The sequence below is a fragment of the Desulfosporosinus sp. Sb-LF genome, assembly GCF_004766055.1.
Taxonomy (GTDB): Bacteria; Bacillota; Desulfitobacteriia; order Desulfitobacteriales; family Desulfitobacteriaceae; genus Desulfosporosinus.
The window spans coordinates 54,300-79,080 of record NZ_SPQR01000012.1 but is presented as its reverse complement, the minus strand read 5'-3'; the positions used below and the strand labels follow the sequence as shown (position 1 = coordinate 79,080).

Below are 24,781 nucleotides of genomic sequence, written 5' to 3'. Positions count from 1 at the left end.
AATATAAATACTCTAGAAGTTATTCGCATCGTGTCATGTTAAGCAAATTATCCTCGGAGCCACGCTTTATCCAGAAGGTATGATGACAGACCGGCCGGTGAAAATTGAATAATGCTTGAAGTTTATTTCTCCACCCATCCACGATTCAGAAATATTATTTACCTCTTCTACATGCGGCCCCTCTAATCCTAGTTGCCCTAGACGAATTATAACTATAAATTCTTCTTCAGCAGGGTTCCCCCCTAACTCCCTAAACATTAGTGTAGCAATATCCGTTGGTAAGTCATTTAATTCCAATTGACTAAATGGCACATCTGGTCTAATCTCTAAGGTACCAATAAACGATCGTTTAACCACGCCAGATCGAAGAACTGTGCCAACGCTAGTAGTTAGCGTCGCAACAGGACGTTTGGACTTAGCCCTATTATTATACAGTTCAAACTTATAATTCCTTGCACCCTCAAGATGGAACGGCGGTACTGGTACAACATTTAAGAAATTGCCCCTAGTGTACCTTACCCCACAATCAACTGCAACTTCTTCACTCATTGTAAAGTCCTCCTCTCTAAATATCTCTTGACATAGGCTCTTATTCAAGAGCGTATGTACGGTCCTAAAGTACCTGGACCAGTTTTATGTACCCAACCTTCTGCTAGAGATAATCCCCTAGCAGAAGGTTAGACGTTGCTCTTTGAGTTATTTGGTTCCCAATAAAGCATATTGATCAACAATTTACGGCATCCTGCAATTGCTTGGAGGTCTGATTAGGGATACCTAGATTGAACTCCTTCTGTATCCAACTAGTGTGCGCTAGTTGATGCAATAGGTCGATTCATAGGTTGCCTGCTGGAAGATCTCTCATGCTTATCGAACCTAGTAGTACAGAACCATTTGTCAGTTAAGGTTAGTTTACACCTCTACTTTCTTCTTGGGTTTGCTTACCGTAATACCCAATCCATCAAAGAAATAGTAGAGTCCGAAGCCGTACCACACGGTGTATAGGAGGTAGAAACAGAGCAGGAATGCGAGACTAGCTTTATTTTCACTTACCTTCTTTATTTCTACACCGTAATAATTGTATCCTGGTTCAAGAGCCTTTTGGACAATTTTTGATAATGCTGCCTCCTCTTTAAACTGTGACTTGGCCTTAAGTGCCGAGTCTATTTTTTTGAAAGAATTGTTCCAATTATTCGTGGCTTCTCGAGCATCGTAACCATATTTTGCTTCTACCGATTTACCGTCATTGTTATACATAAATTCGCTATCAGAAACGACCGATCCTAGAATTTTGCCAAGATCTCCATTGACGGTCAGTGATGAATCTTTAGTTGTTACAGCAGCACCGGCTACAGAATACAATTTACCCCATTTCACGGCTTCTGCGGCGGATGAAGCCTTAATGGTAAGATTGATATTGATTCCTTTTTGAGATTCAGCAATTTTTGTGGACTCCTTGATGAAGTTTGAAGAGCCTTTGGAGAAGGAATTGAACATGTCATCTGCATAATTCAAACCATTCCTGCCGTTACCGAAGTTAGGCGACATCATACCAACATAACATAGTGCAAAGCTTAGCAGCATCACAAGACCGATAGCAAAGGTTTTTGTGTTTCTAATCATTGAGAAACACCTCCTTTTGTGACCTTCTCAACATACGTTGGGTCAGACTCGGCACGTAGTTTTGGTAAGTTAACCACAAATGTTCCGATAATCCAGAGGGCGAAGAAGGCAACCAGCGCGAAGAATATCCATACCCCAATATTGGTAATCAATGCGCCAGTGGCAGGGGCCAGTGTGATGTAGCCCATTGACCCTAATTTTTCAGGTAGAGCAGAGAGTCTGTTGATAAAGCCAGCTAAAATTGCGATTGCATAGAAAGCTCTGATCTGCCTGCCTGGGACCACCATAGTGGTGATGGCACCAATTTGAATGCCGAGAATCGACCCGAGAAGACAACCCATTGCCAGAGTATAGAATACATAACCGTATAAGGCGTACTGGGATATTGATCCGTAACCAGCTGAGAAAATTATCTGGAATATATCGGTTCCCACAGTGGTTGCAGTGGATATCCCCAACCCGTATACAAACATTGGGAACGTTACGAAACCGCCGCCCACACCCAGGATTGATGCACAGAAACCCGCTATAGCTCCGCTAACTGCTACAAACACACCCGATATTTTTCTTCCTCCGAGATCCTGGTCAAACTCAATCATGGGAGCGAGGTTAATGGATTGTAGTTTTACTCCCAGTGATGTCATGCCGACTGGGCCGCCATGAGCATCTCCACTATCTTTTATAGCACCTTTTCTGGTTTTGAAAAAGTCCCCTAGTGCGAAAAATCCCAAGAACCCTAATAGAACTACATATATCGCACTAATTACAAAATCACTTAAGACGGGATTGAAGTTAAATAACGCTCGATTTATCTGACCACCGCCTGTGACCCCAATGGCTGAGCCTATTACGAAGGCCAAGGCCAAACCGTAATGGACATTGCCCATTTTCTTATGGAGGACTGTACCCATGATTGCCTTAGCAAAGATGTGAAACATGTCGGTACCTACTGCCAAGATCCCCTTAACTCCCAAACTCATCAGTGCCGGGGTGATAACAAAACCCCCACCTGCTCCTATGCAGCCTGTGATAAGACCGGCTATTACACCCACGGCTATTGAACCATAAAACGTTTGAGCTGAAAAAAAGGACGGACCGTAGGCTGATTTACCACCGATTACAGCAGGAAGGACTGATGCCGCATGGGCCATAGCTGGAATTAGAAGAGGTAGTGCCATTACGAACAGTATTAATAATTTTTTTCGATTTTTTAAAATGTTCAATGAAGTTTCGATCTCCCAACGAGCATGTGCCCTAGAGGCTTGCATAAGAGAATCAAATAAATTTCTCATCATTACTTTTCCCTCCTCTTTTTGATCTTAATTTTCTAGGAAAACTTTTAAATATTCGTTAGGCCTCACCCTCTCACGTTCGCTGACTTACTCTCAATGTGTTGCTTTGCACAAGTAAAGATTATCACCGACTGAAGAAGGTGTCTATAGCAAATCAATATCTCGATAATCAATATTCCCTATCGCTATTCTCCGGATTTTTGAAATATTATGTCGTATTCTCGAGGGTTCTGCGGCTTCACATTGTTCAGCTAGTTTTCCTCAATGGCAATACGATTGTCCATTGTCAGAGAGTTTTTTCCCATTACGCTTAACATGTCCTTTCAAATAATTGACTGCAGATGTGTCTTTCTAGCAAGGTTTTTATCTAGCCACAACGTGGGAGACGTCACGGTTAAGGGATCAGGTTTGACAGTTTGGAGACAACTCAAAGCAATTTTTGAACTACAGAAAACCCTATGATTGTAATTGGGATTTTCTATCAGATAGTTGTACAATTTAATAAAATTTATTAAAAATAGCCCCGAAGAGATCCCTGTTTCTCTTCGGGGCTGGATATTTATGACTATTTTTAAACTAAAAATCCAATGTTATTAATTAAAAATTGTCTCTCCCTTCACTTTCATCTTATGAACAAGTTAACGCATCATCTCCAAATCCCTTCGCCTATTTAACCACTCGATAATATACTGCCACACCTCTTCTCGTTCAGGCTCCCTCACTAGCTCGCGATACATTGCATTATTCATCTTCAAGGTCTTATCTATAAGCAATTGCCTCGTAGATCTCCTTAGAACACAACACGGAATAATCTAATCCTCTGTTTCATATGCAAAAAGAGTGAAGGCAATCGGTAATTCTGCGCGTAACATTTTGACCAAGGGATTCTTCGATATAAAAACTCATAAATTAATCCTAATGTTAAAATCATTTCTTTAAAACAGCTGTTATGAACTTCATCAAAATATCCACTATCATAAGACGTACTCCAGGTTCAATCAAACTACTAACAAGACAGCGAATGATGCTTTGCTCCCTCTAACCTTGAATAAAATGATTCCAATAATACCTTAAATATTATTGGAATCATTTTTGCGTACGTTTTTCATCTTGAACTTATTATTAATTATTTAGACTTAATGTTTGAGCAGTAACGATCAATAAAGTCTTGTGGCAGCTTCTTAACTAACAACACTGGTATAGGTGAGTTGTTAAGTACGTTATGTGCTAAACAGCCGAAAATCAATCCCTTTAAAGTTGTAAGTCCTCGTGTACCCATAATTATTAACTTAAAAGGATTTTTTGTAGCATAATTCAGTAGTGCATCCACTGTATCTGCAATACTCGAATTAGAATGTATTACATGGTGACTAATGTCCAGAGCTCTCTCCGAAAAAACTTCAGTGGTTTTACTCAGTATTTCATTGTATTGGATTTGAGTAGAAGTATCAGATTCATCGATTGCGCGTTTGAACCATTCCGAGGTAGGGCTTATCGGCCAAGTATCTATCCAAGCATATTCTGCCACAGAATCCTCATGTATTTGGGCAACGGTTAAATGCATATTTGGCATATTTTCCAGTAGGTTTGCAGCGTATACGGCAGCAGAAAACGCTTGTTGTGATCCATCAGAGTAGAGAAGTACATTAAACTTAAATTCATTCATGTCAAAATACCCCTTTCAATGATATCTTAAATCGATTATAACATAATCTCAAGAGATCATGGTTAATACTATAAGAAAATTCTGAAATTATTCATGGATTTATTGCGTACCTTCTGGTATTTCTCATTCAGAGCTAAATAGACTTTTTTCTGACTAAAAAAATAAAGCCCTAAAGAGAGTTTTTCTCTCGAGGGCTCTACAATTCGCAGAAACAAAATAGCTAACTTTTAAAGATTAGAGTGAACTAGCGTTCTTGTTTACTCCATCAGTGCCACCTTTGAAATTTGTAACAGATTCAAGTAGATTACTTGCCATTGATTTCTCTACGTTATCAACCACACCATAATTCAGAACAGCTCTAGCTCGCTCAAGGTCTCTAGAAGAAGCAGCAAAAATCTCGCTTTCAGATTGCATAAATTTGTTCTCAATACCGAGGTGAGAGTCTAAGTTTGAATTTGTAAACATTGGATTAATATTCGAACTAACTCCACAGACAATAACACTCCCGCCAGATTCTTTAACAGTCTTAATAAAAATTTCCAAAGCATTAAGTGCTGTCATATCAAGTGTAGCAACATGTTTCATTCTAATAATGAATACTTTGGATTTATCGAGCAAACTATTAAGTCTTTCCGAAAGGTCTTCCGCAGATCCGAAATAAAGGCTTCCTTCCAATTGGATAATTAAGATATCTACTTTACCTTTAACGACTTCGACTTCCGTCTCGATAATCTGAGAATCTTTCCCTTGTGAAGGGACGAGAAGTTTGATTGGAACTTTATTGGTATCTTTCAGATATAATACGATGGATAATGCTATTCCTAAATAAATTGCTTGATCTAGGTCAGGCAATACAATTGTTGAAATACAAGTAACACACATTGCAATAGAATCAGATTTGAACTTTCCTACTTTTATAACTTTCTTGATTTCTTTTTGGTCAATCAAATTGTATGCAGTTACCAAAATTACACCAGCAAGGCATGGATTCGGGATATACTTTGCAAATGGTGCAAAGAAGAGAAGAACTAACGCCACTACCACGCCAGACAAAATTCCGGCGATTCTAGTCGCGGCACCATTGTGATAGTTAATTGCAGAACGTGTAAAGGAACCAGACCCTGGAAAACACTGAAAGAAGGACGAAATCAAATTTGCAAGGCCCTGACCGACAAATTCCTGATTGGCATCAATCTTTTGTCGTGAAGTACTGGAAATAGATTTGGCAATAGATATCGCCTCCACAAGTCCTATGATGGAAATTGCTATAGCCCCACTCATAACATCTTTGATGGAACCAAGGCTGAATTGTACCATCTTGAAGGGGGGTAAAGAAGAAGGAATATTGCCAGTGAGCTTAACACCCTTCTGTTCCAAAGAGAAGCCAATGATAAACATAATTGGAATAACAATGCCTATTAGAGCGCCAGGTAAGTTTTTATTAACTCTTTTACAAATCAACATAAGTGCAATTGTCATGAGTCCAAGCCCTAATGCATACATGTTGGTTTGGCTTAAATGTGTCATAACGTAATAGAATTTCGCAGTAGTTGGCATTTGAGCCGAATTTTTAATAGGTATACTCAACAGTGTACTCAGTTGGCCAAGTGCAATTAACACACCTGCACCTGCAGTAAAGCCTACAATTACACTATGAGAAACAAAATTAATAACTTTACCCAGTTTTATAAGTCCGAAAAATATTTGTAAGGCCCCGACGAGAAATGTCATAAGAAAAAGCAACTGGTAAGCATTATCAAGCCCCATATAGTTCCGCATACTGCCTGCAACAAGTAGAGCAATAGCATTAGTCGGCCCAGCAATTAGATGTTTAGAACTTCCGAACACTGAACCGATAATGGTTGAGACTATAGCCGTATAAAGACCATAAACTGGGTTAACACCTGCGATCAAGGCATAAGCCATAGACTGAGGTATTGCGACGACTGCCACTGTCAAAGCGGCGATTAGGTCCTTGCTAAGATATTCCTTTTTATAATCTCTTACTGTTTCCACTAAAGGTATGTATTTCAATACTGCCATAGACAAACGAATCCCACCCTTCAAAAGAATGATTATTCTTCAATGACTTTCCAGTTTTGGGAATTGCAGAGTTACAAAATAGAATTTCTGACGTAGTTTTGTGACAAGAATAGTTGATTTTGACTTAGTGTACACAGCGTGATTGCTCCCCGAAAACTATAAAAAAGGGAGATGAATATAAATTGTAGACAAACTATAATTCCTATCCATCTCCACTCCCAATCGTTAATAGGAGTAGCCTTTATACAGATTTGTCCATTAACGATTAATAATTATTAGCCCTAATATTAAAATCTTCGCGACTGACTTAAAACAAGTCTTACTCAATGCCAAACAGATTCAAGATTGGACGTTTGAAGACTGACCATTGATCATTTGCAGGATCCCACTTCATATTTACGAAGCAAAGCCAGTTCTCTTCATCCAGTTTCGGGAAGTCTGTCCGGAAATAATATCCCGGCCAACGGGTTTCTTCACGGAACGATACTGCGCGTACATGGGCTTCTGCTTGCCAGAGTCTGTGTCTATTTTCCCATACTCTTAGCAGTTCATACAGGTCTTTTGCTGCCAGTTTTTCCTGATCTTCTTTCAGGAACTCGAGCAGTTCTGAGGCCCGTGTTAAGGATGCCGCGTTGAACGCGAAGTTTGATCCAGCTCCGCCTACATACTCGTCCATGATCTTTTGGAGACGCATCATGAACATTTTTGGCAAGATGTAGTTCGGGTTGACGTTCTCATCCGTGGTATAGTTTTTATGCTCTTCAAAGAGTGCCAACGGTTGGTAAATTTTTTCTTTGATGTCTGCAATTGCTTGAGCATCTACTTCTGTTAAGGTGTTATTGTCTACTACGTACTTCACAGCTGCTTTAGCAGCAATACGGCCTTCAGCGTGTGTTCCTGACGAGAACTTGTGAGCACAAGCTCCTGTTGCGTCCCCTGCAGCAAACAGTCCTGGAACGGTTGTCATGTTGGCATAACCCCAGAAATACTCTGTTCCACCTGACAAATCTTCTGGACCAGATACCCAGGCACCGGATGCTCCTGAGTGAGAGCTGATGAAATAAGGCTCAGTTGCGGAAATTTCCGAAGATTTTACTTCAGGCTCAACGTTGGTTGCTGCCCACAGTAATGCTTGCGAAATGGTCATGTCGAGGAAATCTTCCCAAGCTTCATTTTCCAGAGTTTTCATTTTCTTCTTGAAGGCTTTCTCGTCTCCTTCATATTGTTTGGCCAGATTAGCAATAGCTTCTTCTGTCCGCATGAAGAGAGGTCCTTTTCCTTCTTTGATATCCATCATTCCCAGCCAGTTACGAATGTTGGCGGGTTGTGGCTTAGCTTGGCCATATTTGCCCCAGTTATTCAATTCATCGGCACGCGTTACCATGTAGTTTTCTCCCATGGCATTGGTTGCACGAGATTTGAAGAGTAGGAACCATGCTCCTACTGGGCCGTAAGCGTCTTTAAAACGAATCGGTACAAAGCGTACTTCTTGACAGGTCATCTCTGCTCCAGCTTTGAGCGTGAAATAGCAAGAAGATCCTGTGGAGAACGGAGGATACCATGAACGTCCCATTCCTTCACCTGTGGATTTAGGTTTGAAGACTCCTACGGTTCCACCCAAGGCACAGATGACAGCTTTTGCTTTGAAGACATAGAATTTGTTTTCACGAACACTGAATCCGACAGCTCCTACGCATTTGCCATCTTTCATCAACGGTTCGGTGATGAATACACGCTCATAGATGTTTTCGTCGCCTAAAGCATTCTTAGCTGCTTCAGCAACGATGACTTTGTAGGATTCTCCGTTGATCATCAATTGCCAACGGCCTTCGTGGACATACTTGCCTTCTTCATCTTTCCAAATTGGCAGACCCCATTTTTCAAAGAGATGAACTGAGCTGTCAACGTGTCGCGCGATGTTTGCGACTAAGTCATCACGGGCTACCCCCATGAGATCATATTTTACATATTTGATGTAATCTTCAACGGTGTTTTTACCTTCGGCTACCCCTACATATTGATTGATAGCCGATAAGCCCATTCCAACGGCTCCTGAGCGTGGTAGGGATGCTTTGTCGACTAGGGTTACTTTAACTCCGTGTTTTTTGCCCCAGTAAGCCGCTTCTACAGCTGCGCCACAGGCTCCCATGCCTCCTCCAATGATGAGAAGATCTGTTGTTACTTCGATCGTTTCAAAGTTCATTGGCATTGATCTTTACCTCCCCTATTCATTTCCAGTATTCGATCTTGATCTTATTTTTTGAACGTCCAAACTGGCCCAAGCATGGAAGCAGGTTCTGTGAACAGTTCGATGCTATCGAGTCCTGTTTCAGTTGGGAAATTGCCGTCCGGTACTGCAGTTCCTTCTTCTGTTGTCCGAATTGGGAATTTAAATCGTTTGGTCATGCCATTACGGAATTTTACAGTCCACATGATGCTGTCAGATCCACGTAGGGGGGTTACTGATGCACCTAGCGGTACGAAGTCTGCATAGCCTCTGAGGTCCATTGCTTGTTGTGGGCAAGCTTTTACACAGCACAGGCATTCCCAGCAAGCCCAAGGATCAAGGTTGACTGCCTTCATTTTCTCTTTGTCTAGAGCCATCAGGTCATTTGGGCATGCATACATGCACGCTGTTTTGTCTTGCCCTTTACATCCATCACACTTGTCTGTATATACAAAACTTGGCATAGGTTTAACCTCCATCGTTTATAAATTTTAATAGAGTAATACTCTTCATAATTGAAATGCCAAATTGCTAGGCTTTTTCTTCGAGATTAAGTAACCATTACAATCTCAGAAACTCCCTTAAGATATTCGACACAAAAACAATCAAGGCATTCAAAAGAGATTTTTTTCACTAATTCTTTTACAAATTCACCTGTCTCTTGATATTTGTTCGGAAGCTAATATGGTTTTGAAGTATTACTTCCCGATACCACAAACTGGGAATTGCAACGTTAATTCTCTCCTGCATTCCCCCTCCAACTACTAAATTTACTAGTATTCCATTAAAAAACGTCATTTTTTCATCAAAAACTATGCTTAATCCATTCTTACTACTGTATCCATTCCGAAATCTAGTATTATCTTTAGTAAGTTAAGATTAGCACTAGCGTTATACTAAGTCAATATTACCATAATCAATATTTCATATAGTGAATTACTTCTTGCACATCATTTTATGTCATATAAATTCGAATTTTGTAACTTAATAATATTAGATAACCCCCTCCCCATATCATTAAGGTACATTAATCAAAAAATTTTAATCCAACAATGTGTTCTATTTATCTGTAAATTAAACACTATTTGTTGAATAGATAGCCCCCGTTGTAAAAGCAACCAGCTTCTTTGCACTTCTTAAAAATTTCCTAGCACCCCACAACAGCCATAATAATTACGAATTAAGAGGCCGAAACTGTACATTAAAACTAAAAAAGTGCGATCTCATAAAAGGAAATTATATGAGTCATTAGCACTAATCAATTTTTTTAATTAGAAGAACCTTCTAGAAATCTAAAAGGCATTTTATATCTAGCAAGTGTGACTAAAAGCCAATTTGCTAGTATATAAAATGCCTTTTTCTCAATATTAATTTGCTGGCAGTAACCGTCAGAACAGTGGTACACTGGAGAATGCACCGTCGAACAACCCTCACACAATTATGTGTTCAAATCATATATTATCTAGTTAACGCCTTTCTCAGTGTTCCACTTCTAACGCTTATGGCCCAGTAGGTACTTATCTAAATGCAACTTCTATCCCATATATTATTCAACGCTCTTAATTCCATCTTTTATCTTTCCAGAGATCTGTTCCATAAACTCCTGGAATTTTGTATTAGCATTATTAGAAAAAAAGACTTGTTTGTCTCTAATACAGGTCTCTTCCATTTCTTTCATTTTATCAAGTTCTTCTTTACTCAATTCAATTCCTGACATTCTCTTGCGATAGTGGTCCTGTTGTAATTTTTGCAGATCTTCAACTAATTTGCGCGCTTCCGGATTATGAAGCAGATCATACTCTGCCTTCTTGAATTCTTTATATATGGGTGTTAATGCAATCGATTTACCGAGTTCTGTACTCTTTTGCATAATCTCATCAAGTTGATCCATATCTACAATTCCTCCTTAAATCAATTCAATAACATTTATGAAGATCATCTTCATTCTTTACATCTACACCTTAAAGAAGAACCTAGTCTGTAAGCTTTAAATTGCAAGCATTAATACCATGTCAAAATAGAGGGATGAATACAAATTCCAGTTCAAGACGAGAACTTGCACCCATCCCCTCTTTCAATCGAAAATAGGCTCTTATATTATCATCTACCCATTAACCACTGACTTAATGAGTCTTACTCAATGCCAAACAGATTCAAGATTGGACGTTTGAAGACTGACCATTGATCATTTGCAGGATCCCACTTCATATTTACGAAGCAAAGCCAGTTCTCTTCATCCAGTTTCGGGAAGTCTGTCCGGAAATAATATCCCGGCCAACGGGTTTCTTCACGGAACGATACTGCGCGTACATGGGCTTCTGCTTGCCAGAGTCTGTGTCTATTTTCCCATACTCTTAGCAGTTCATACAGGTCTTTTGCTGCCAGTTTTTCCTGATCTTCTTTCAGGAACTCGAGCAGTTCTGAGGCCCGTGTTAAGGATGCCGCGTTGAACGCGAAGTTTGATCCAGCTCCGCCTACATACTCGTCCATGATCTTTTGGAGACGCATCATGAACATTTTTGGCAAGATGTAGTTCGGGTTGACGTTCTCATCCGTGGTATAGTTTTTATGCTCTTCAAAGAGTGCCAACGGTTGGTAAATTTTTTCTTTGATGTCTGCAATTGCTTGAGCATCTACTTCTGTTAAGGTGTTATTGTCTACTACGTACTTCACAGCTGCTTTAGCAGCAATACGGCCTTCAGCGTGTGTTCCTGACGAGAACTTGTGAGCACAAGCTCCTGTTGCGTCCCCTGCAGCAAACAGTCCTGGAACGGTTGTCATGTTGGCATAACCCCAGAAATACTCTGTTCCACCTGACAAATCTTCTGGACCAGATACCCAGGCACCGGATGCTCCTGAGTGAGAGCTGATGAAATAAGGCTCAGTTGCGGAAATTTCCGAAGATTTTACTTCAGGCTCAACGTTGGTTGCTGCCCACAGTAATGCTTGCGAAATGGTCATGTCGAGGAAATCTTCCCAAGCTTCATTTTCCAGAGTTTTCATTTTCTTCTTGAAGGCTTTCTCGTCTCCTTCATATTGTTTGGCCAGATTAGCAATAGCTTCTTCTGTCCGCATGAAGAGAGGTCCTTTTCCTTCTTTGATATCCATCATTCCCAGCCAGTTACGAATGTTGGCGGGTTGTGGCTTAGCTTGGCCATATTTGCCCCAGTTATTCAATTCATCGGCACGCGTTACCATGTAGTTTTCTCCCATGGCATTGGTTGCACGAGATTTGAAGAGTAGGAACCATGCTCCTACTGGGCCGTAAGCGTCTTTAAAACGAATCGGTACAAAGCGTACTTCTTGACAGGTCATCTCTGCTCCAGCTTTGAGCGTGAAATAGCAAGAAGATCCTGTGGAGAACGGAGGATACCATGAACGTCCCATTCCTTCACCTGTGGATTTAGGTTTGAAGACTCCTACGGTTCCACCCAAGGCACAGATGACAGCTTTTGCTTTGAAGACATAGAATTTGTTTTCACGAACACTGAATCCGACAGCTCCTACGCATTTGCCATCTTTCATCAACGGTTCGGTGATGAATACACGCTCATAGATGTTTTCGTCGCCTAAAGCATTCTTAGCTGCTTCAGCAACGATGACTTTGTAGGATTCTCCGTTGATCATCAATTGCCAACGGCCTTCGTGGACATACTTGCCTTCTTCATCTTTCCAAATTGGCAGACCCCATTTTTCAAAGAGATGAACTGAGCTGTCAACGTGTCGCGCGATGTTTGCGACTAAGTCATCACGGGCTACCCCCATGAGATCATATTTTACATATTTGATGTAATCTTCAACGGTGTTTTTACCTTCGGCTACCCCTACATATTGATTGATAGCCGATAAGCCCATTCCAACGGCTCCTGAGCGTGGTAGGGATGCTTTGTCGACTAGGGTTACTTTAACTCCGTGTTTTTTGCCCCAGTAAGCCGCTTCTACAGCTGCGCCACAGGCTCCCATGCCTCCTCCAATGATGAGAAGATCTGTTGTTACTTCGATCGTTTCAAAGTTCATTGGCATTGATCTTTACCTCCCCTATTCATTTCCAGTATTCGATCTTGATCTTATTTTTTGAACGTCCAAACTGGCCCAAGCATGGAAGCAGGTTCTGTGAACAGTTCGATGCTATCGAGTCCTGTTTCAGTTGGGAAATTGCCGTCCGGTACTGCAGTTCCTTCTTCTGTTGTCCGAATTGGGAATTTAAATCGTTTGGTCATGCCATTACGGAATTTTACAGTCCACATGATGCTGTCAGATCCACGTAGGGGGGTTACTGATGCACCTAGCGGTACGAAGTCTGCATAGCCTCTGAGGTCCATTGCTTGTTGTGGGCAAGCTTTTACACAGCACAGGCATTCCCAGCAAGCCCAAGGATCAAGGTTGACTGCCTTCATTTTCTCTTTGTCTAGAGCCATCAGGTCATTTGGGCATGCATACATGCACGCTGTTTTGTCTTGCCCTTTACATCCATCACACTTGTCTGTATATACAAAACTTGGCATAGGTTTAACCTCCATCGTTTATAAATTTTAGCCTTTGAGTAGTATGAGAATAGTTTCTCATACTACTCAAGGCAATGTACTCAACTGATTTAAACTTATTACTTTGCAGCTTTTTCCTTGTAATACTTAACCAAGATTTCAAGAACTTCTTTACGGCTGAATTGGCTTGGGGGAAGCTCGCCTTTGCCTAACATCCCTCTAAGCTTTGTGCCGCTGATGTTCAAATGATCTTCTTTGCCATGTGGGCAAGTTTTTTCAGTGGTCATGCCTTCGCATTTATTGCAATAGAAAGCAGCGGTTACTTTAAGAGGTTGGCAGAGAAGTTCACCAGGCTTAAATTGATCAAACAATTCTTGGGCTTGATAAGCTGTGTAATAGTCGCCAACACCAGCGTGATCGCGTCCTACCAAGATATGGCTGCAACCAAAGTTTTGACGGAAAATGGAGTGGAGAATTGCTTCGCTAGGTCCAGCATAACGCATTTCCATCGGATAAACTCTCATAACAGCTTTGTCAGGATTGAAGTAGTTCTTTAACAGAACTTCATAACATTCCAGACGTGTTTCAGCAGGAATATCCCCTTCTTTGAGTTTTCCTACGATTGGGTGAATGAACAAGCCATCGCAAACTTCATTTCCGAGTTTGCATAAGAATTCGTGGGAACGATGCAAAGGGTTCCGAGTTTGGAAAGCAGCGACGGTTGCCCAACCTTTTTCATCGAAAATGGCTCTGGTTTGCTCTGGAGTAGCATAGTAAGCACCGTATTTAGTAGCGTAACCGAGTTGGCTAAACGTTACTAATGAACCGCCGACATTGATATCCCCTTGAGCCATTACTTTCTTTACACCTTCGTGTTCAAGATCGTCTGTAAAGAATACAGCTTTGCATTCAGCGACTTTGTCATATTCATATTTATCGCTAACCGTTAAAATACCGGTATAGGTATCAGTTTCATCATCAACTAAGGCAACCTCCATACCAATTGTAAGTTCAGCGGCTCGCTCCTTAGTGACGGATAAAGTGATTGGAAGAGGCCATGCCAAGCCATTGGTCAAATGTTTTGTAGCTACTACACTCTCATAATCCGCTTTGCCCATAAATCCAGTCAGTGGGCTAAACGCCCCCATCCCGATCATTAAAAGGTCAGAAGTTTCGCGAGAAGTCATGCGAATGACTGGCAGAGTTTTGGCTTTTGCCAAAGCATCCGCTCGTTGAGACTCAGGGAGCAATACTGGTGTTAACTTTCCACCATGTGGCGGTACTAGTTTAGACATCATTTAGTCCTCCTCAAATTCTATTTTGCGTATGTGGGCTACAACAGAAACAGGTGTTTATCCTTGTTAGAGTCGTCAATTTCTTGCTGGAAAAGACGCAGCATAAACAGAGTTTCCGGCATCACCCCTTTCGCAATATCTGAATTTATCCAACCATATCACTCAGCCAACCCATGTTTTAATTAATCCTTCAAACAAAGTTTTTAAAATCATAGATTGACAAACATCATTAATACAATACCTCGATGTTCCGATATGGCACGGTATCAACAAGCAAGTTCTATTTAACTCATGATTCTACAAGGCAGAGTTCAGTAGTTCGGACATTTCCATGACTTGTAGCACATCGCCCTTTTCTAAACCAGAACAAGCATCATCCAGCATTAGAATACAGTATGGACATGCTGTAACTAAAATGTCAGCATTTTTATCTACTGCATCAGTAATCCGTAATTCGCCAAAACGCTCCCCCATTGGAACTTCTGCCCAAACCCGGCCGCCACCACCAGCGCAGCATAAGCTCTTATTTTTTGTTCGATCAAGTTCTACCAGTTCAACACCCGGTATAGCCTTGATGAGTTCTCTTGGGGAATCATAGACATCATTATGACGACCTAGATAGCATGGATCATGAAAGGTGATTTTTTTTGCTACTTCTCCTGGCAAGGAAAGCTTTCCTTCCTTTAAGAGGCTGCTCAGTAGCTCAGAGTAATGCATTACTTCATATTCTCCGCCCAGTTCTGGATAATCCTTTTTAAAGGCATACAGGCAATGAGGAGAAGTCGTAATAATCTTCTTTACGCCTTTTCCGTTAAACAACTTGATGTTTGATTCAGCGAGTTTTTGGAATAATTCCTCATCACCAAGTTTGCGCATTGTTTCGCCGCAACAGTTCTCTTCTGCGGTCAAAACTCCAAAGCTTACTCCTGCTTTCTGCAGAAGATTTACTATGCTTTTGGCTATTTTTTGACTGCGTGTATCGTAACAAGAGGTACAGCAAACATAAAGGAGGTACTCAGTATCATCAGAGAAAGCAGGTATGTTCAGACCTGCTTGCCATTCGGCACGCTTCTCCTTCGCACCAGACCAAGGATTGCCATTAGCGTGAACGCTACCAGCAATGGGGCGCAAATGTCCTGGTAAAAAGCCTGCTCCAACCGTAGTATTACGCATGGCACGTACGTTATCAATGATTTCTACTTTTCTAGGACAGTTAACCTGACACATACCACATGTAACGCAAGCAAAAAGAACTTCTTCCCCCTCGAAACCTTCTAAACCAAGCTGGCACTGACGTTGCATTTTACGAATATTAAATGACTCGCTAACCTCACCATGAACCAGACGCCAAGGACAAAGATTGGTACAGAGGCCGCATTGCATACACGTGCTAAGAGTCTCCGCCCCTGAAGAAACAATATAATCTCTCATTTCCAGAGATACGTTTAATATTTCATCCATACTAATGCTCCTTTGCTATTCAAGGACTTAGAACCCTTTGTAGGGGTTAGGGCCCAGTTCAATCAGCCTTTCGGAAAAGCCGTCCAATATAGCCGGTATTCGATCATAATCAGTAATAGAAACCTGCTCTATTCGAACACGGTCAGACTCAAGTGACAACCTGTTCAAGGTTTCAGCCACCTTCGATAGCCTGTAGTCAGCCAATTCACTACCCTTTACGAAGTGGCACTGATAATCATCACCATGCTGGCACCCAAGTAGAAGAATTCCGTCAATTCCTTGTGATAATGTATCAGCAATCCATACCAAGTTCATAGAACCTAGACACCTTAGTGGGATAACACGGACCCATGCATTATAACTGAGTCGATTGATACCTGCCATATCTAAAGCAGGATAAGCGTCATTTTCACAAGCGAAGATTAGAATTCTTGGTTTTTCCTCATCTTCCTCAGGTACTTCTATGGCCTTAATCATATTACCGACCATAGGTACAGAGTAGTTCTTAAAGGAAATTATCCGTTCAGGACAAGCTCCCATACAGATCCCGCACCTGCGACAGCGTGTAGGATTTGGTAGAGGATTGAATTTTTCATCTTCGTTAATAGCCCCAAATGGACATTCAACGGTACAGCGTTTGCATTGAGTACACCTTTGCATTGCAAAGTCTGGGAAGGACATGTCCCCAACCCGTGGGTGAACTGCTGATCCTGTAGTGCTCAATTCAACACATTGAATCGCCTTCATGGCTGCTCCAATGGCATCTTCAATAGTGGACATTTCATCCATCGGTGCCCTTACGCTACCTGCAGCATATATACCCGTTCGACGGGTTTCATAAGGGAAACAAATAAAGTGCGAATCTGGAAAACCATATTTTAGAGTTGGCATCTCTGGGCCTTGACGGTAAGCCAGGTTTAATAGATTTGATCTAAGAATAAACTCTCCCTGCGGTTCGGGTTCCTTACCTTCTTCGGGTTCCGCTTGTGGGACTATATTTTCTCCAAAGGCTGTTGTCGGCACCATACCAGTTGCCAGAACAACCAAGTCAACACCCTCTGTGCTGATTGATGCTCCTGTTAATACGTCTGCAGCTTCAATGATTAAGTTCTTTTCGTCATCTTCATTAATACCATTAATATCACCTCTGACGAAGACAGCTCCATCTTTCTGCACTTGTTTGTATAAACGCTCATACTGGCCAGGTGTTCGAATGTCTTTGTTGAAAATAAATACTGCAGCTTCAGAGTTTTGTTCTTTCAAGTATGTCGCCTGTTTCAAAGACTCGATACAACATGACGCTGAACAATAAGGCAGGTGATTTGGATCCCGAGATCCAGCACACTGGATAAAAGCAATACTCTGGACTTCTTTGCCATCAGAAGGCCGGACGATTTTTCCTTTGGAGGCCAACTCTTCTAATTGTTGTCCTGTAATCACATTCTCGAATTTCCCATAGCCAAGGTGGCCCAGCTTTGATGCATCATAAGGAACTGCACCAGTAGCAAGAATAACCGAACCTACTCTTTCAGTTAAAGTGTTGCCGTTCTGGTTGATAGTAACATCAAACATGCCTGGTGCGCCTGCAATCTCTTGTATCTCTGCACCAGTGTAAACTGTAACATCTGAGTGAGCTTCAATCGCCTTCACCCTGTCAGCGATATCGACTTCTTGAGGTTCAGAATACGGCGATTTTTGAGGAGCTTGTTTAAATAATCCATTCATCCAGCCACCTAGAACTGAATTCTTCTCCACTAACACAGCTTTGTATCCTGCTTTTGCTGCCTCGAGAGCGGCCGTCATACCAGCCAAACCTCCGCCAACAACCAGTATGGTACTTACCATATTTTCCCCTTGGAAAGGCACAGGTAGTTCGATATGTTTAGTTCTGGCAAGACTCATCCGCAGGCTATCCTCTGCCATCATCTGTGTATCCTCATCATTCGCTGGATGACACCAGGTGATCTGCTCCCGTAAATTCGTTCTCTCCATCAATACCGAGGGGCCAAACTCAAATACATCATAATTAACACGCGGTGAGCATGCGGCTATAATTACAGCATTAACGCCTTCATTCTCAATATCGCTTTTAATCAACGCAGTGCCTTCCGATCCGCATAGAAAGGAGTGCGACTTGCAGACTGGAACCTTGCCCTCCTTGGTGGCGACTTTAGACAGAGCCCCTATATCCAGAGATTCTCCTATTCCACAGCCGGAGCAAATATAAACTCCTGTTTTTTTATCCATCGAAGCTACCTCCTCACCGTAGATTGAATGGCCTTGAGCGCTGCAGCAGTAGCATCTTTAACCGACGAGGCAACATCCAATGGCTTCTTAACACATCCAGTGCCATATATCCCAGGTTGCTGTGAATCGGAAGCAATAAAGCCATCCTCATCATAAGTTATTGCAACAGGTACTTTTGACTCAGCGGTAGCTGGTACCATCCCAGTCGCCAACACAACCATGTCAACCTTTTCCTTCATTATTTCCCCAGTCGATTGGTTCTCTACTTGAACGATTAGTTCTTTTGTCAGCGAATCCTCGGTAATCTCGCCAACTTTTCCTTTTATCATTGTAATATCATTTTGTATCTTTGTATAAAAGTCCTCATGTTTGCCCATCGCCCTGACATCTATATAAAACATATAGACCTTAGCATTTGGGTTCTGTGACTTGATATAAGTGGCTTGCTTCAATGATGCCATACAGCAAACTCCGGAACAATAGGGTAAATTATTTTCATCTCGAGATCCAGCACACTGGACAAAAGCAATGCTTTCGACTTCTTTACCGTCTGACGGACGAACTATCTTCCCGCCAGTAGGCCCGTTGGAGGAAGCTAATCTTTCCAGAATCACATTCGTAATAACATTCTGATGTTTGCCATATCCATAGTAGTCGACTCGCGTTGCATCATAAGGATTCCAACCCGTCGCCCAAATGATGGAGCCAACATTCAAGTTGAAACTTTTAGCAGGCATGTCTAATTCGATGGCACCATACTCGCAAGCAGCGACGCATTTTCCGCACTCCGCACCCAGACAAGCCTTATCGTCAATCAGGTACTTCATTGGAAAAGCAAACTCATGAGCCTTATATATTGCCCCAGTCTTGTCCAATCCGTAATTAAAGTCGTTTGGCCTCTGTGCTGGGCACACTTCGGCGCACTTCCCACAAGCCGTGCAATTTTGGTTTACGAAACGAGGATTAGATTTTACTGTAACCGTAAAATCCCCTTCTTCACCCTCAATCTTTTCAATTTCGGATAAAGTAAAGAACTTAATTCGGGGGTTTTGTTTAATTCTTTTAAAATTAATTTCCAACCCGCAGTTCGGCGGACACAACTTAGGAAAATACTGGTTTAACTGAGTTACTCTGCCACCTAGATAAGATTTCTCTTCAACTAGGTAGACCTCGCTTCCAGCCTCGGAAGCTTCGACTGCGGCAGTAAGTCCGCTTACTCCCCCTCCAACCACTAAAATACTCTTTAGCGCCATCCTTCTACCTCCCTTTTATGTCAATAACCCTCGGCATCAACCGAGCCAGGCAGAGCAAAGATTGCCTTGTCCCACCCTTATAGCATTCCTCTCTAATTGTGTCTGAGGAATTTGCTTTCATGAGATAAATCTCCCTTGATCTTTTAAAGAAACCAGAAGATTTTACTATAAATTTGAATTTTTCAGAACATAAATGATAAGTTAGTTCGAATGAACTAAGTTTTTCATGCTGGTACTTAAATTGAAAAAAGTAACACTATAAATGGCATATGATTACTTTCACATGGTCAAGTAAAGTTTTCCATTTTAAAACTACAAACTATTGAAACATTCGACTTTAAACGTAACTATTTGCACAAACGGTTCTAAACCACTTGGTTCCCACAAATTAAGACTAGCACTGAGGTCGTAATAAGTCAACATGCACATAATTAATTTATCGTATAGTGAATTAATTTTATGGCCATGGATTTATGTCTAAATTGAGAATAAATTCACTCAACTTTATTTATCCTTCACATTTCCGAATAGCGATGAATAACAATAATTGTCCCCGACCTCTGTGTTACCTATATATTCCTTATAAGCGCTATTGCTTAATAGGTTTCGCACTTTCCGAAAATGTTTTTTGGATCAATGACTTTTTTGAAATTTCTTTTGTAATAGATACCTTAGCCATAATAATTACGAATTAAGGGGGGCAGAATCTGTGCCATATACAAAGCATGACAGGCAACATTTCCAGATGGCGACAATTGCCTGTTTATGTCGTTACTACTCAGTTTATAGGTACAATTTATACAAAACTTGCGTCCCACTATTTTTTTCTCCCTGTTCTGCAAGCTTATCATATAATGTCTTCGCTAATTCTAGACCTGGGGTCAAAAGACCCATCTTTTTAGCCGAATCCAAGGCAATGGTCATGTCCTTAATAAAATGTTTAACGTAAAAACCTGGGGCAAAATTATTTTCTAAAAAGCGTGGAGCCAAATTACTTAATGACCAACTTCCTGCCGCTCCTGATTCAATGCTTTTCAAGACATTTTTCGGATTCAGTCCCGCTTTCGTGGCATAGGCCATTGCCTCGCAAACTCCGAGCATATTCGAGGCGATGGCAATCTGGTTACACATTTTAGTATGTTGTCCAGCCCCAGCTCTTCCTTGCAAGACTACATTCGTACCTACTAACTCAAAGATAGGCCCCATGGATTTAAATACGTTTTCGTCCCCGCCCACCATGATAACCAAACGAGCTTCTTTTGCTCCTACATCCCCACCTGAAACAGGCGCATCTAACGCATACAGCCCTTTAGCGAGAGCTTCTTCATAGATTTTCTCAGCTAAGATCGGCGATGATGTTGTCATGTCTACTAAATAACTCCCGCTCTTAGCATTATTGATAACGCCATTTGCCCCAAAGTAAACTTCTTCAACATCTTTTGGATAGCCTACCATGGAAATGATCACATTACTTTTAGCTGCTAACTCTGAAATCGTATCAAACCAAACTGCTCCCATTTGGATTAACTCTTCCGCACGTGCCTTTGTACGATTGAAAACGTGCACTTGAAAACCGGCCTTCAATAAATGCCCCGCCATGCTTTTTCCCATTACACCCGTACCTACAAAGCCAATAATTGTATTTTCTTTAGAAAATGCCATAATAAATTTATACTCCCTTCATTGAACCATCAGAAAAAACTATAGAATAACTTCGTATTTTGTCATTTTAAACAGTACTTTCACATTATATAGAGATAAGCAGGAATGGAACCCTGCCTATCTCTATATAACCTAATATTTACTTAATAGCTTGCCAGAGTCCGTGTATTGTGCAATATTCCCTAACCTCTATTACATCTTCAGCTTTGACTAAAAATGATGCCTCCGGTGCTTGATTTGGCACAAGTTCGGCTCTGAGAACTTGATCCTTCGTTAAGACTTCTATAAATCGGATGAAATGTTTTTCCTCCATTGGATGTGCAACACTACCTACTTTAACTTTTATGCCCCCGTCGACCGCCTCGACAACAGGAACATGTTTCTCATGGCTTGCATCTTTACTACCTGCCACCATTTTCTCCATAGGTTTATTACAGCAGACCAATGCAGTTGCCCCTGTATTAACAACCTCTACAACATTCCCGCAAATACTACAAACATAAAGTTCTCTAAGATTTGTCATCAAATATATCCCCTTTCACTGTTTGTTGGATGATAGTATTCTCCAGAAACGTGAAATCTCCTCCTTGAATATATTACTTTTTTATAATGCCTTTAACAAATATCTGTCCTTGAAAATTAATTTGTAAGAGTTTCCTGTAGCCTAACAATTTTTTCATTGCTTCAAAAAATAGCTAAACAATAATAGTACTATGGCTATAGCAGTGGAGAAAATAGGCGTGCGCTCGATTCTTTTATACGGTTCGACAACGGACGCAATTTATACTCTTGTAACACAAATTCAACACTATCGGCGAGATCCTGTTGAAAGTCATGTTCCAATCGTCGGGCAAACTCACGATCATAAATAAAGGCACTGATTTCGAAATTTAAGCTAAAACTACGGATATCAAAGTTAGTGGACCCCACTACTCCGACTTTTTCATCAAGGATTAAGACCTTAGCATGGAGTATCCCCTTTTGATAACGATAGATTCGAACACCTGATTCTAACAATTCTTCAATATAGGATCGCGACGCCCAATAGGTAATCTTATGATCTGGAATCCCTTGAAGGATAATCCTGACATCTAAACCGCTAAGGGCTGCTGTTTTCAAGGCCATTACAGATCCTTCGTCTGGAATAAAATAGGGTGTCTCGATAGAAATTGTCTTTTCAGCACTAGTCAAGGCTACAAAATAGATTTGCAACATAGATCCCCAATCGGAATCAGGGCCAGTTGCAGCAATTTGAGTCAGTTGATTTCCGCAGTTCTGTGGATGAGGATAGTATGATGGATTATTAATGTCCTGATGAGTAACGCCATTCCAGTCATTCAAAAAGACCGTTTGCAAAAAATGAACAGCGTCTCCTTCTAGTTTGAGAAACGTATCTCGCCAAAACCCTATTTTCTTACTACGAGACAGATATTCATCGCCGACGTTTAGTCCTCCCAGAAAGCCTATTTGGCCATCAATCACAACAATTTTGCGATGATTACGTAGGTTTAATCGGCTTGATAAAAATGGAAAACGAACTGGGTAGAATCCTTCCGCCTCAACTCCTGCTCTCCTCAACTCTCCAAATCGTTTACTTAGAGACTGGTTCGCCAACCCATCGACGAGGATGCGTACTTCAACTCCATCGAATGCTTTTCGCAACAATAGATTAAGAATATCTTTACCAATCGCATCGTCGTGAAAAATAAAAAATTCAAGGTGTATGTGAGCCTTTGCCCCCTCTAACGCGGCAAGAAGAGCCTGGAAGGTCTCTTGTCCATTGGTGAGCACTTGAGAACGATTATTGAGAGTCAGAGGCGCAGAGGCATCATTAAATAAGAGTCGGGCCAGTTTCTTGTTCATTGAAAGGTTTCCTACCTGATCCACATCCTCTACTCTCGGCCTGAGCTGTCGATCCTTCATAATTTCCTCGGTTTGCTCCCGCCAAACTTGTTTATGACGGTAAAGTTGATGTTTCCGAACAACGCGACCAAACAGCAAATATAGTAGCGCACCCAAAAGCGGTAGAACTCCTAGAATTAATAGCCAAGTTATTGTTTTTGTGGGATCCCTGTTCTCTAGGAAAATGATCGATCCCAAAAAGGCAAGTTGCGTAAGACCAATCAAGAGAAAACTCACAACCAACAATGAAATAGGCTTGCACCTCCTCTAAAACACATTCATAACAACTCTCTGTAAGTCGCTTGCTGAACGGCACCGATATACCTTCGTACAATATACTTGATACGCTTTCATCAAATTATCTGCCTCGTTCCACTCCTGAACGTCTAATGGATTTAGCCAAAATATATGACGCACTTTTTCTGAAATCTGTGCAATATATTCAGTTTGAGCGGGACGATAGTTGTTCTTACCATCTCCCAATATAACAAGCGTAGCACGTGATGACACATCCATAAGTCTGTTCTCAGCTAATTCCCTAAATACTGCTCCATAATCTGAAAACCCAGAGCTCATCTTGTGTCCCCAACTTTTAATCTCTTGTTTAATTCCGCTAAGTTCGTCCTCCCAAACAAACTCAGTAACATCCCAGACAGAATCTATGAAAAAGAACACCCGTATTTTTCGGAAACGGACTCTGAGGCACGTCACTAAATAGATCAAAAACTCAACATACGAAGCCATAGAATTCGAGACATCGCAAAGTATCACCAGTTCAGGCGCACGTCGAATTTTTTGACGGTAACTTAAGCGAAAAAGTAATCCATTCGATTGAGCGCTTTGCTGAACGATCCGCGAAATATCAATTGTCCCCTTATGGTTATTTTTCCAACGAAATCCTTGCCTAATTGCTAATTTACGTGCCCATTTCCTAATACTCGACTTTACAAGGTCTTTTTCTCCTTCTGTTAACGTATTTAAAGATTTAAGAAACCAGTGTTGGCGCACAAGTGGTTCCCAACTGTTTTCCTGACTGACTTGAACCGTCAAAACTCTTTGCCGAATTTCTCGGACAAGAGATACCCGACTGCTTTGATGATCGTACCATTCCTCTTCTGAAAGAGCACCTCGCTGATCAGCCAGATCATAAGCATTGATCCATGTGTAATAATCTATTTCAGCTAATACAGATTGTACAACTCCTTCATAGTCTGTCCCATGGCAAACTAACTCCTCAAGTCGCGAAAATGGAATTAGATTTGGCACATGTGCGGATTCAACGATTTCTCCTTTTGAAGTAAGGCTAACTCCTCCCGTTCCACGCCCTACTCCTTGTCCGCCTACTCCCAAAGTACCACGATTTTCTTCTGAGAAAGAGCAATTTGTTGCATTTTCGCGGGGCATTTGATTCATGAATAAGATTTCCCAGATCATCTCAAAGATCGAAGCATCTTGGGGACGACAAATAAAAGTTGTTTTAGTAATCAACTTTTCAGACAAGTCCGGAAATCGTAATAAGCAAGTAAGCGCATTAACGATATCTTGAGAGGAAATTGATATTGAAAGTTCTCTCAGTGCATAAACTAATTGAATAAACTTCCACCCGTTCATTATTTCCATCCCTCAGTC

At 41.2% G+C, this 24,781-nt stretch carries 18 protein-coding genes; all 18 read right to left on the bottom strand.

Features of this window, described 5'->3' with window-relative positions:
- Window positions 1-66: 66 nt before the first annotated feature.
- Window positions 67-549, bottom strand: a complete 483-nt coding sequence (locus E4K68_RS16430; protein ID WP_135380007.1) for a hypothetical protein — start codon at window positions 547-549, stop codon at window positions 67-69.
- Window positions 550-909: 360 nt separating this feature from the next.
- Window positions 910-1,620, bottom strand: a complete 711-nt coding sequence (locus E4K68_RS16425) for a hypothetical protein (protein ID WP_135380006.1) — start codon at window positions 1,618-1,620, stop codon at window positions 910-912.
- A complete protein-coding gene (locus E4K68_RS16420) occupies window positions 1,617-2,912 on the bottom strand; it encodes a sulfite exporter TauE/SafE family protein (protein WP_135380027.1) in 1,296 nt (431 codons plus the stop codon). The genes E4K68_RS16425 and E4K68_RS16420 overlap by 4 nt, the downstream gene beginning before the upstream one ends.
- A 1,126-nt stretch (window positions 2,913-4,038) precedes the next feature.
- Window positions 4,039-4,578: a universal stress protein gene (locus E4K68_RS16415; RefSeq protein ID WP_135380005.1), complete on the bottom strand. Its 540-nt coding sequence runs from the start codon at window positions 4,576-4,578 to the stop codon at window positions 4,039-4,041.
- 234 nt (window positions 4,579-4,812) lie between these two features.
- A complete protein-coding gene (locus E4K68_RS16410; RefSeq protein WP_135380004.1) occupies window positions 4,813-6,627 on the bottom strand; it encodes a SulP family inorganic anion transporter in 1,815 nt (604 codons plus the stop codon).
- A gap of 313 nt (window positions 6,628-6,940) precedes the next feature.
- Window positions 6,941-8,830 carry an adenylyl-sulfate reductase subunit alpha gene (aprA, locus tag E4K68_RS16405; protein WP_135380002.1) on the bottom strand — a complete coding sequence of 630 codons (1,890 nt, stop codon included), beginning with the start codon at window positions 8,828-8,830 and terminating at the stop codon, window positions 6,941-6,943.
- A gap of 44 nt (window positions 8,831-8,874) precedes the next feature.
- Window positions 8,875-9,312, bottom strand: a complete 438-nt coding sequence (gene aprB / locus E4K68_RS16400; RefSeq protein WP_135380001.1) for an adenylyl-sulfate reductase subunit beta — start codon at window positions 9,310-9,312, stop codon at window positions 8,875-8,877.
- Window positions 9,313-10,394: 1,082 nt separating this feature from the next.
- Window positions 10,395-10,739 carry a YlbF family regulator gene (locus E4K68_RS16395; protein WP_135380003.1) on the bottom strand — a complete coding sequence of 115 codons (345 nt, stop codon included), beginning with the start codon at window positions 10,737-10,739 and terminating at the stop codon, window positions 10,395-10,397.
- A gap of 242 nt (window positions 10,740-10,981) precedes the next feature.
- On the bottom strand, window positions 10,982-12,871 hold the full coding sequence (gene aprA / locus E4K68_RS16390) for an adenylyl-sulfate reductase subunit alpha (RefSeq protein ID WP_135380002.1): 1,890 nt from the start codon (window positions 12,869-12,871) through the stop codon (window positions 10,982-10,984).
- Window positions 12,872-12,915: 44 nt separating this feature from the next.
- Entirely contained in the window at window positions 12,916-13,353 is a 438-nt protein-coding gene (aprB, locus tag E4K68_RS16385; RefSeq protein WP_135380001.1) for an adenylyl-sulfate reductase subunit beta, read from the bottom strand.
- A 98-nt stretch (window positions 13,354-13,451) separates the two neighbouring features.
- Window positions 13,452-14,627, bottom strand: a complete 1,176-nt coding sequence (sat, locus tag E4K68_RS16380) for a sulfate adenylyltransferase (protein ID WP_135380026.1) — start codon at window positions 14,625-14,627, stop codon at window positions 13,452-13,454.
- Window positions 14,628-14,924: 297 nt separating this feature from the next.
- Window positions 14,925-16,088 (bottom strand): (Fe-S)-binding protein, encoded by a 1,164-nt coding sequence (locus tag E4K68_RS16375; RefSeq protein WP_135380000.1) that lies wholly within the window; start codon window positions 16,086-16,088, stop codon window positions 14,925-14,927.
- Window positions 16,089-16,115: 27 nt separating this feature from the next.
- Window positions 16,116-18,335: a hydrogenase iron-sulfur subunit gene (locus tag E4K68_RS16370; RefSeq protein WP_135379999.1), complete on the bottom strand. Its 2,220-nt coding sequence runs from the start codon at window positions 18,333-18,335 to the stop codon at window positions 16,116-16,118.
- Between the two features lie 5 nt (window positions 18,336-18,340).
- The gene (locus E4K68_RS16365; protein WP_135379998.1) at window positions 18,341-19,588 is read right to left on the bottom strand and encodes a CoB--CoM heterodisulfide reductase iron-sulfur subunit A family protein; all 1,248 of its coding nucleotides are present in this window, start codon (window positions 19,586-19,588) and stop codon (window positions 18,341-18,343) included.
- A 783-nt stretch (window positions 19,589-20,371) separates the two neighbouring features.
- Entirely contained in the window at window positions 20,372-21,250 is an 879-nt protein-coding gene (locus tag E4K68_RS16360) for an NAD(P)-dependent oxidoreductase (protein ID WP_135379997.1), read from the bottom strand.
- A 139-nt stretch (window positions 21,251-21,389) separates the two neighbouring features.
- Window positions 21,390-21,773 (bottom strand): desulfoferrodoxin, encoded by a 384-nt coding sequence (locus tag E4K68_RS16355; RefSeq protein WP_135379996.1) that lies wholly within the window; start codon window positions 21,771-21,773, stop codon window positions 21,390-21,392.
- Window positions 21,774-21,967: 194 nt separating this feature from the next.
- Window positions 21,968-23,395 (bottom strand): cardiolipin synthase, encoded by a 1,428-nt coding sequence (gene cls / locus E4K68_RS16350; RefSeq protein WP_243450411.1) that lies wholly within the window; start codon window positions 23,393-23,395, stop codon window positions 21,968-21,970.
- Window positions 23,396-23,419: 24 nt separating this feature from the next.
- Complete coding sequence (locus E4K68_RS16345) at window positions 23,420-24,763, bottom strand: VWA domain-containing protein (protein WP_135379994.1); 1,344 nt, start codon at window positions 24,761-24,763, stop codon at window positions 23,420-23,422.
- Between the last annotated feature and the right edge of the window lie 18 nt (window positions 24,764-24,781).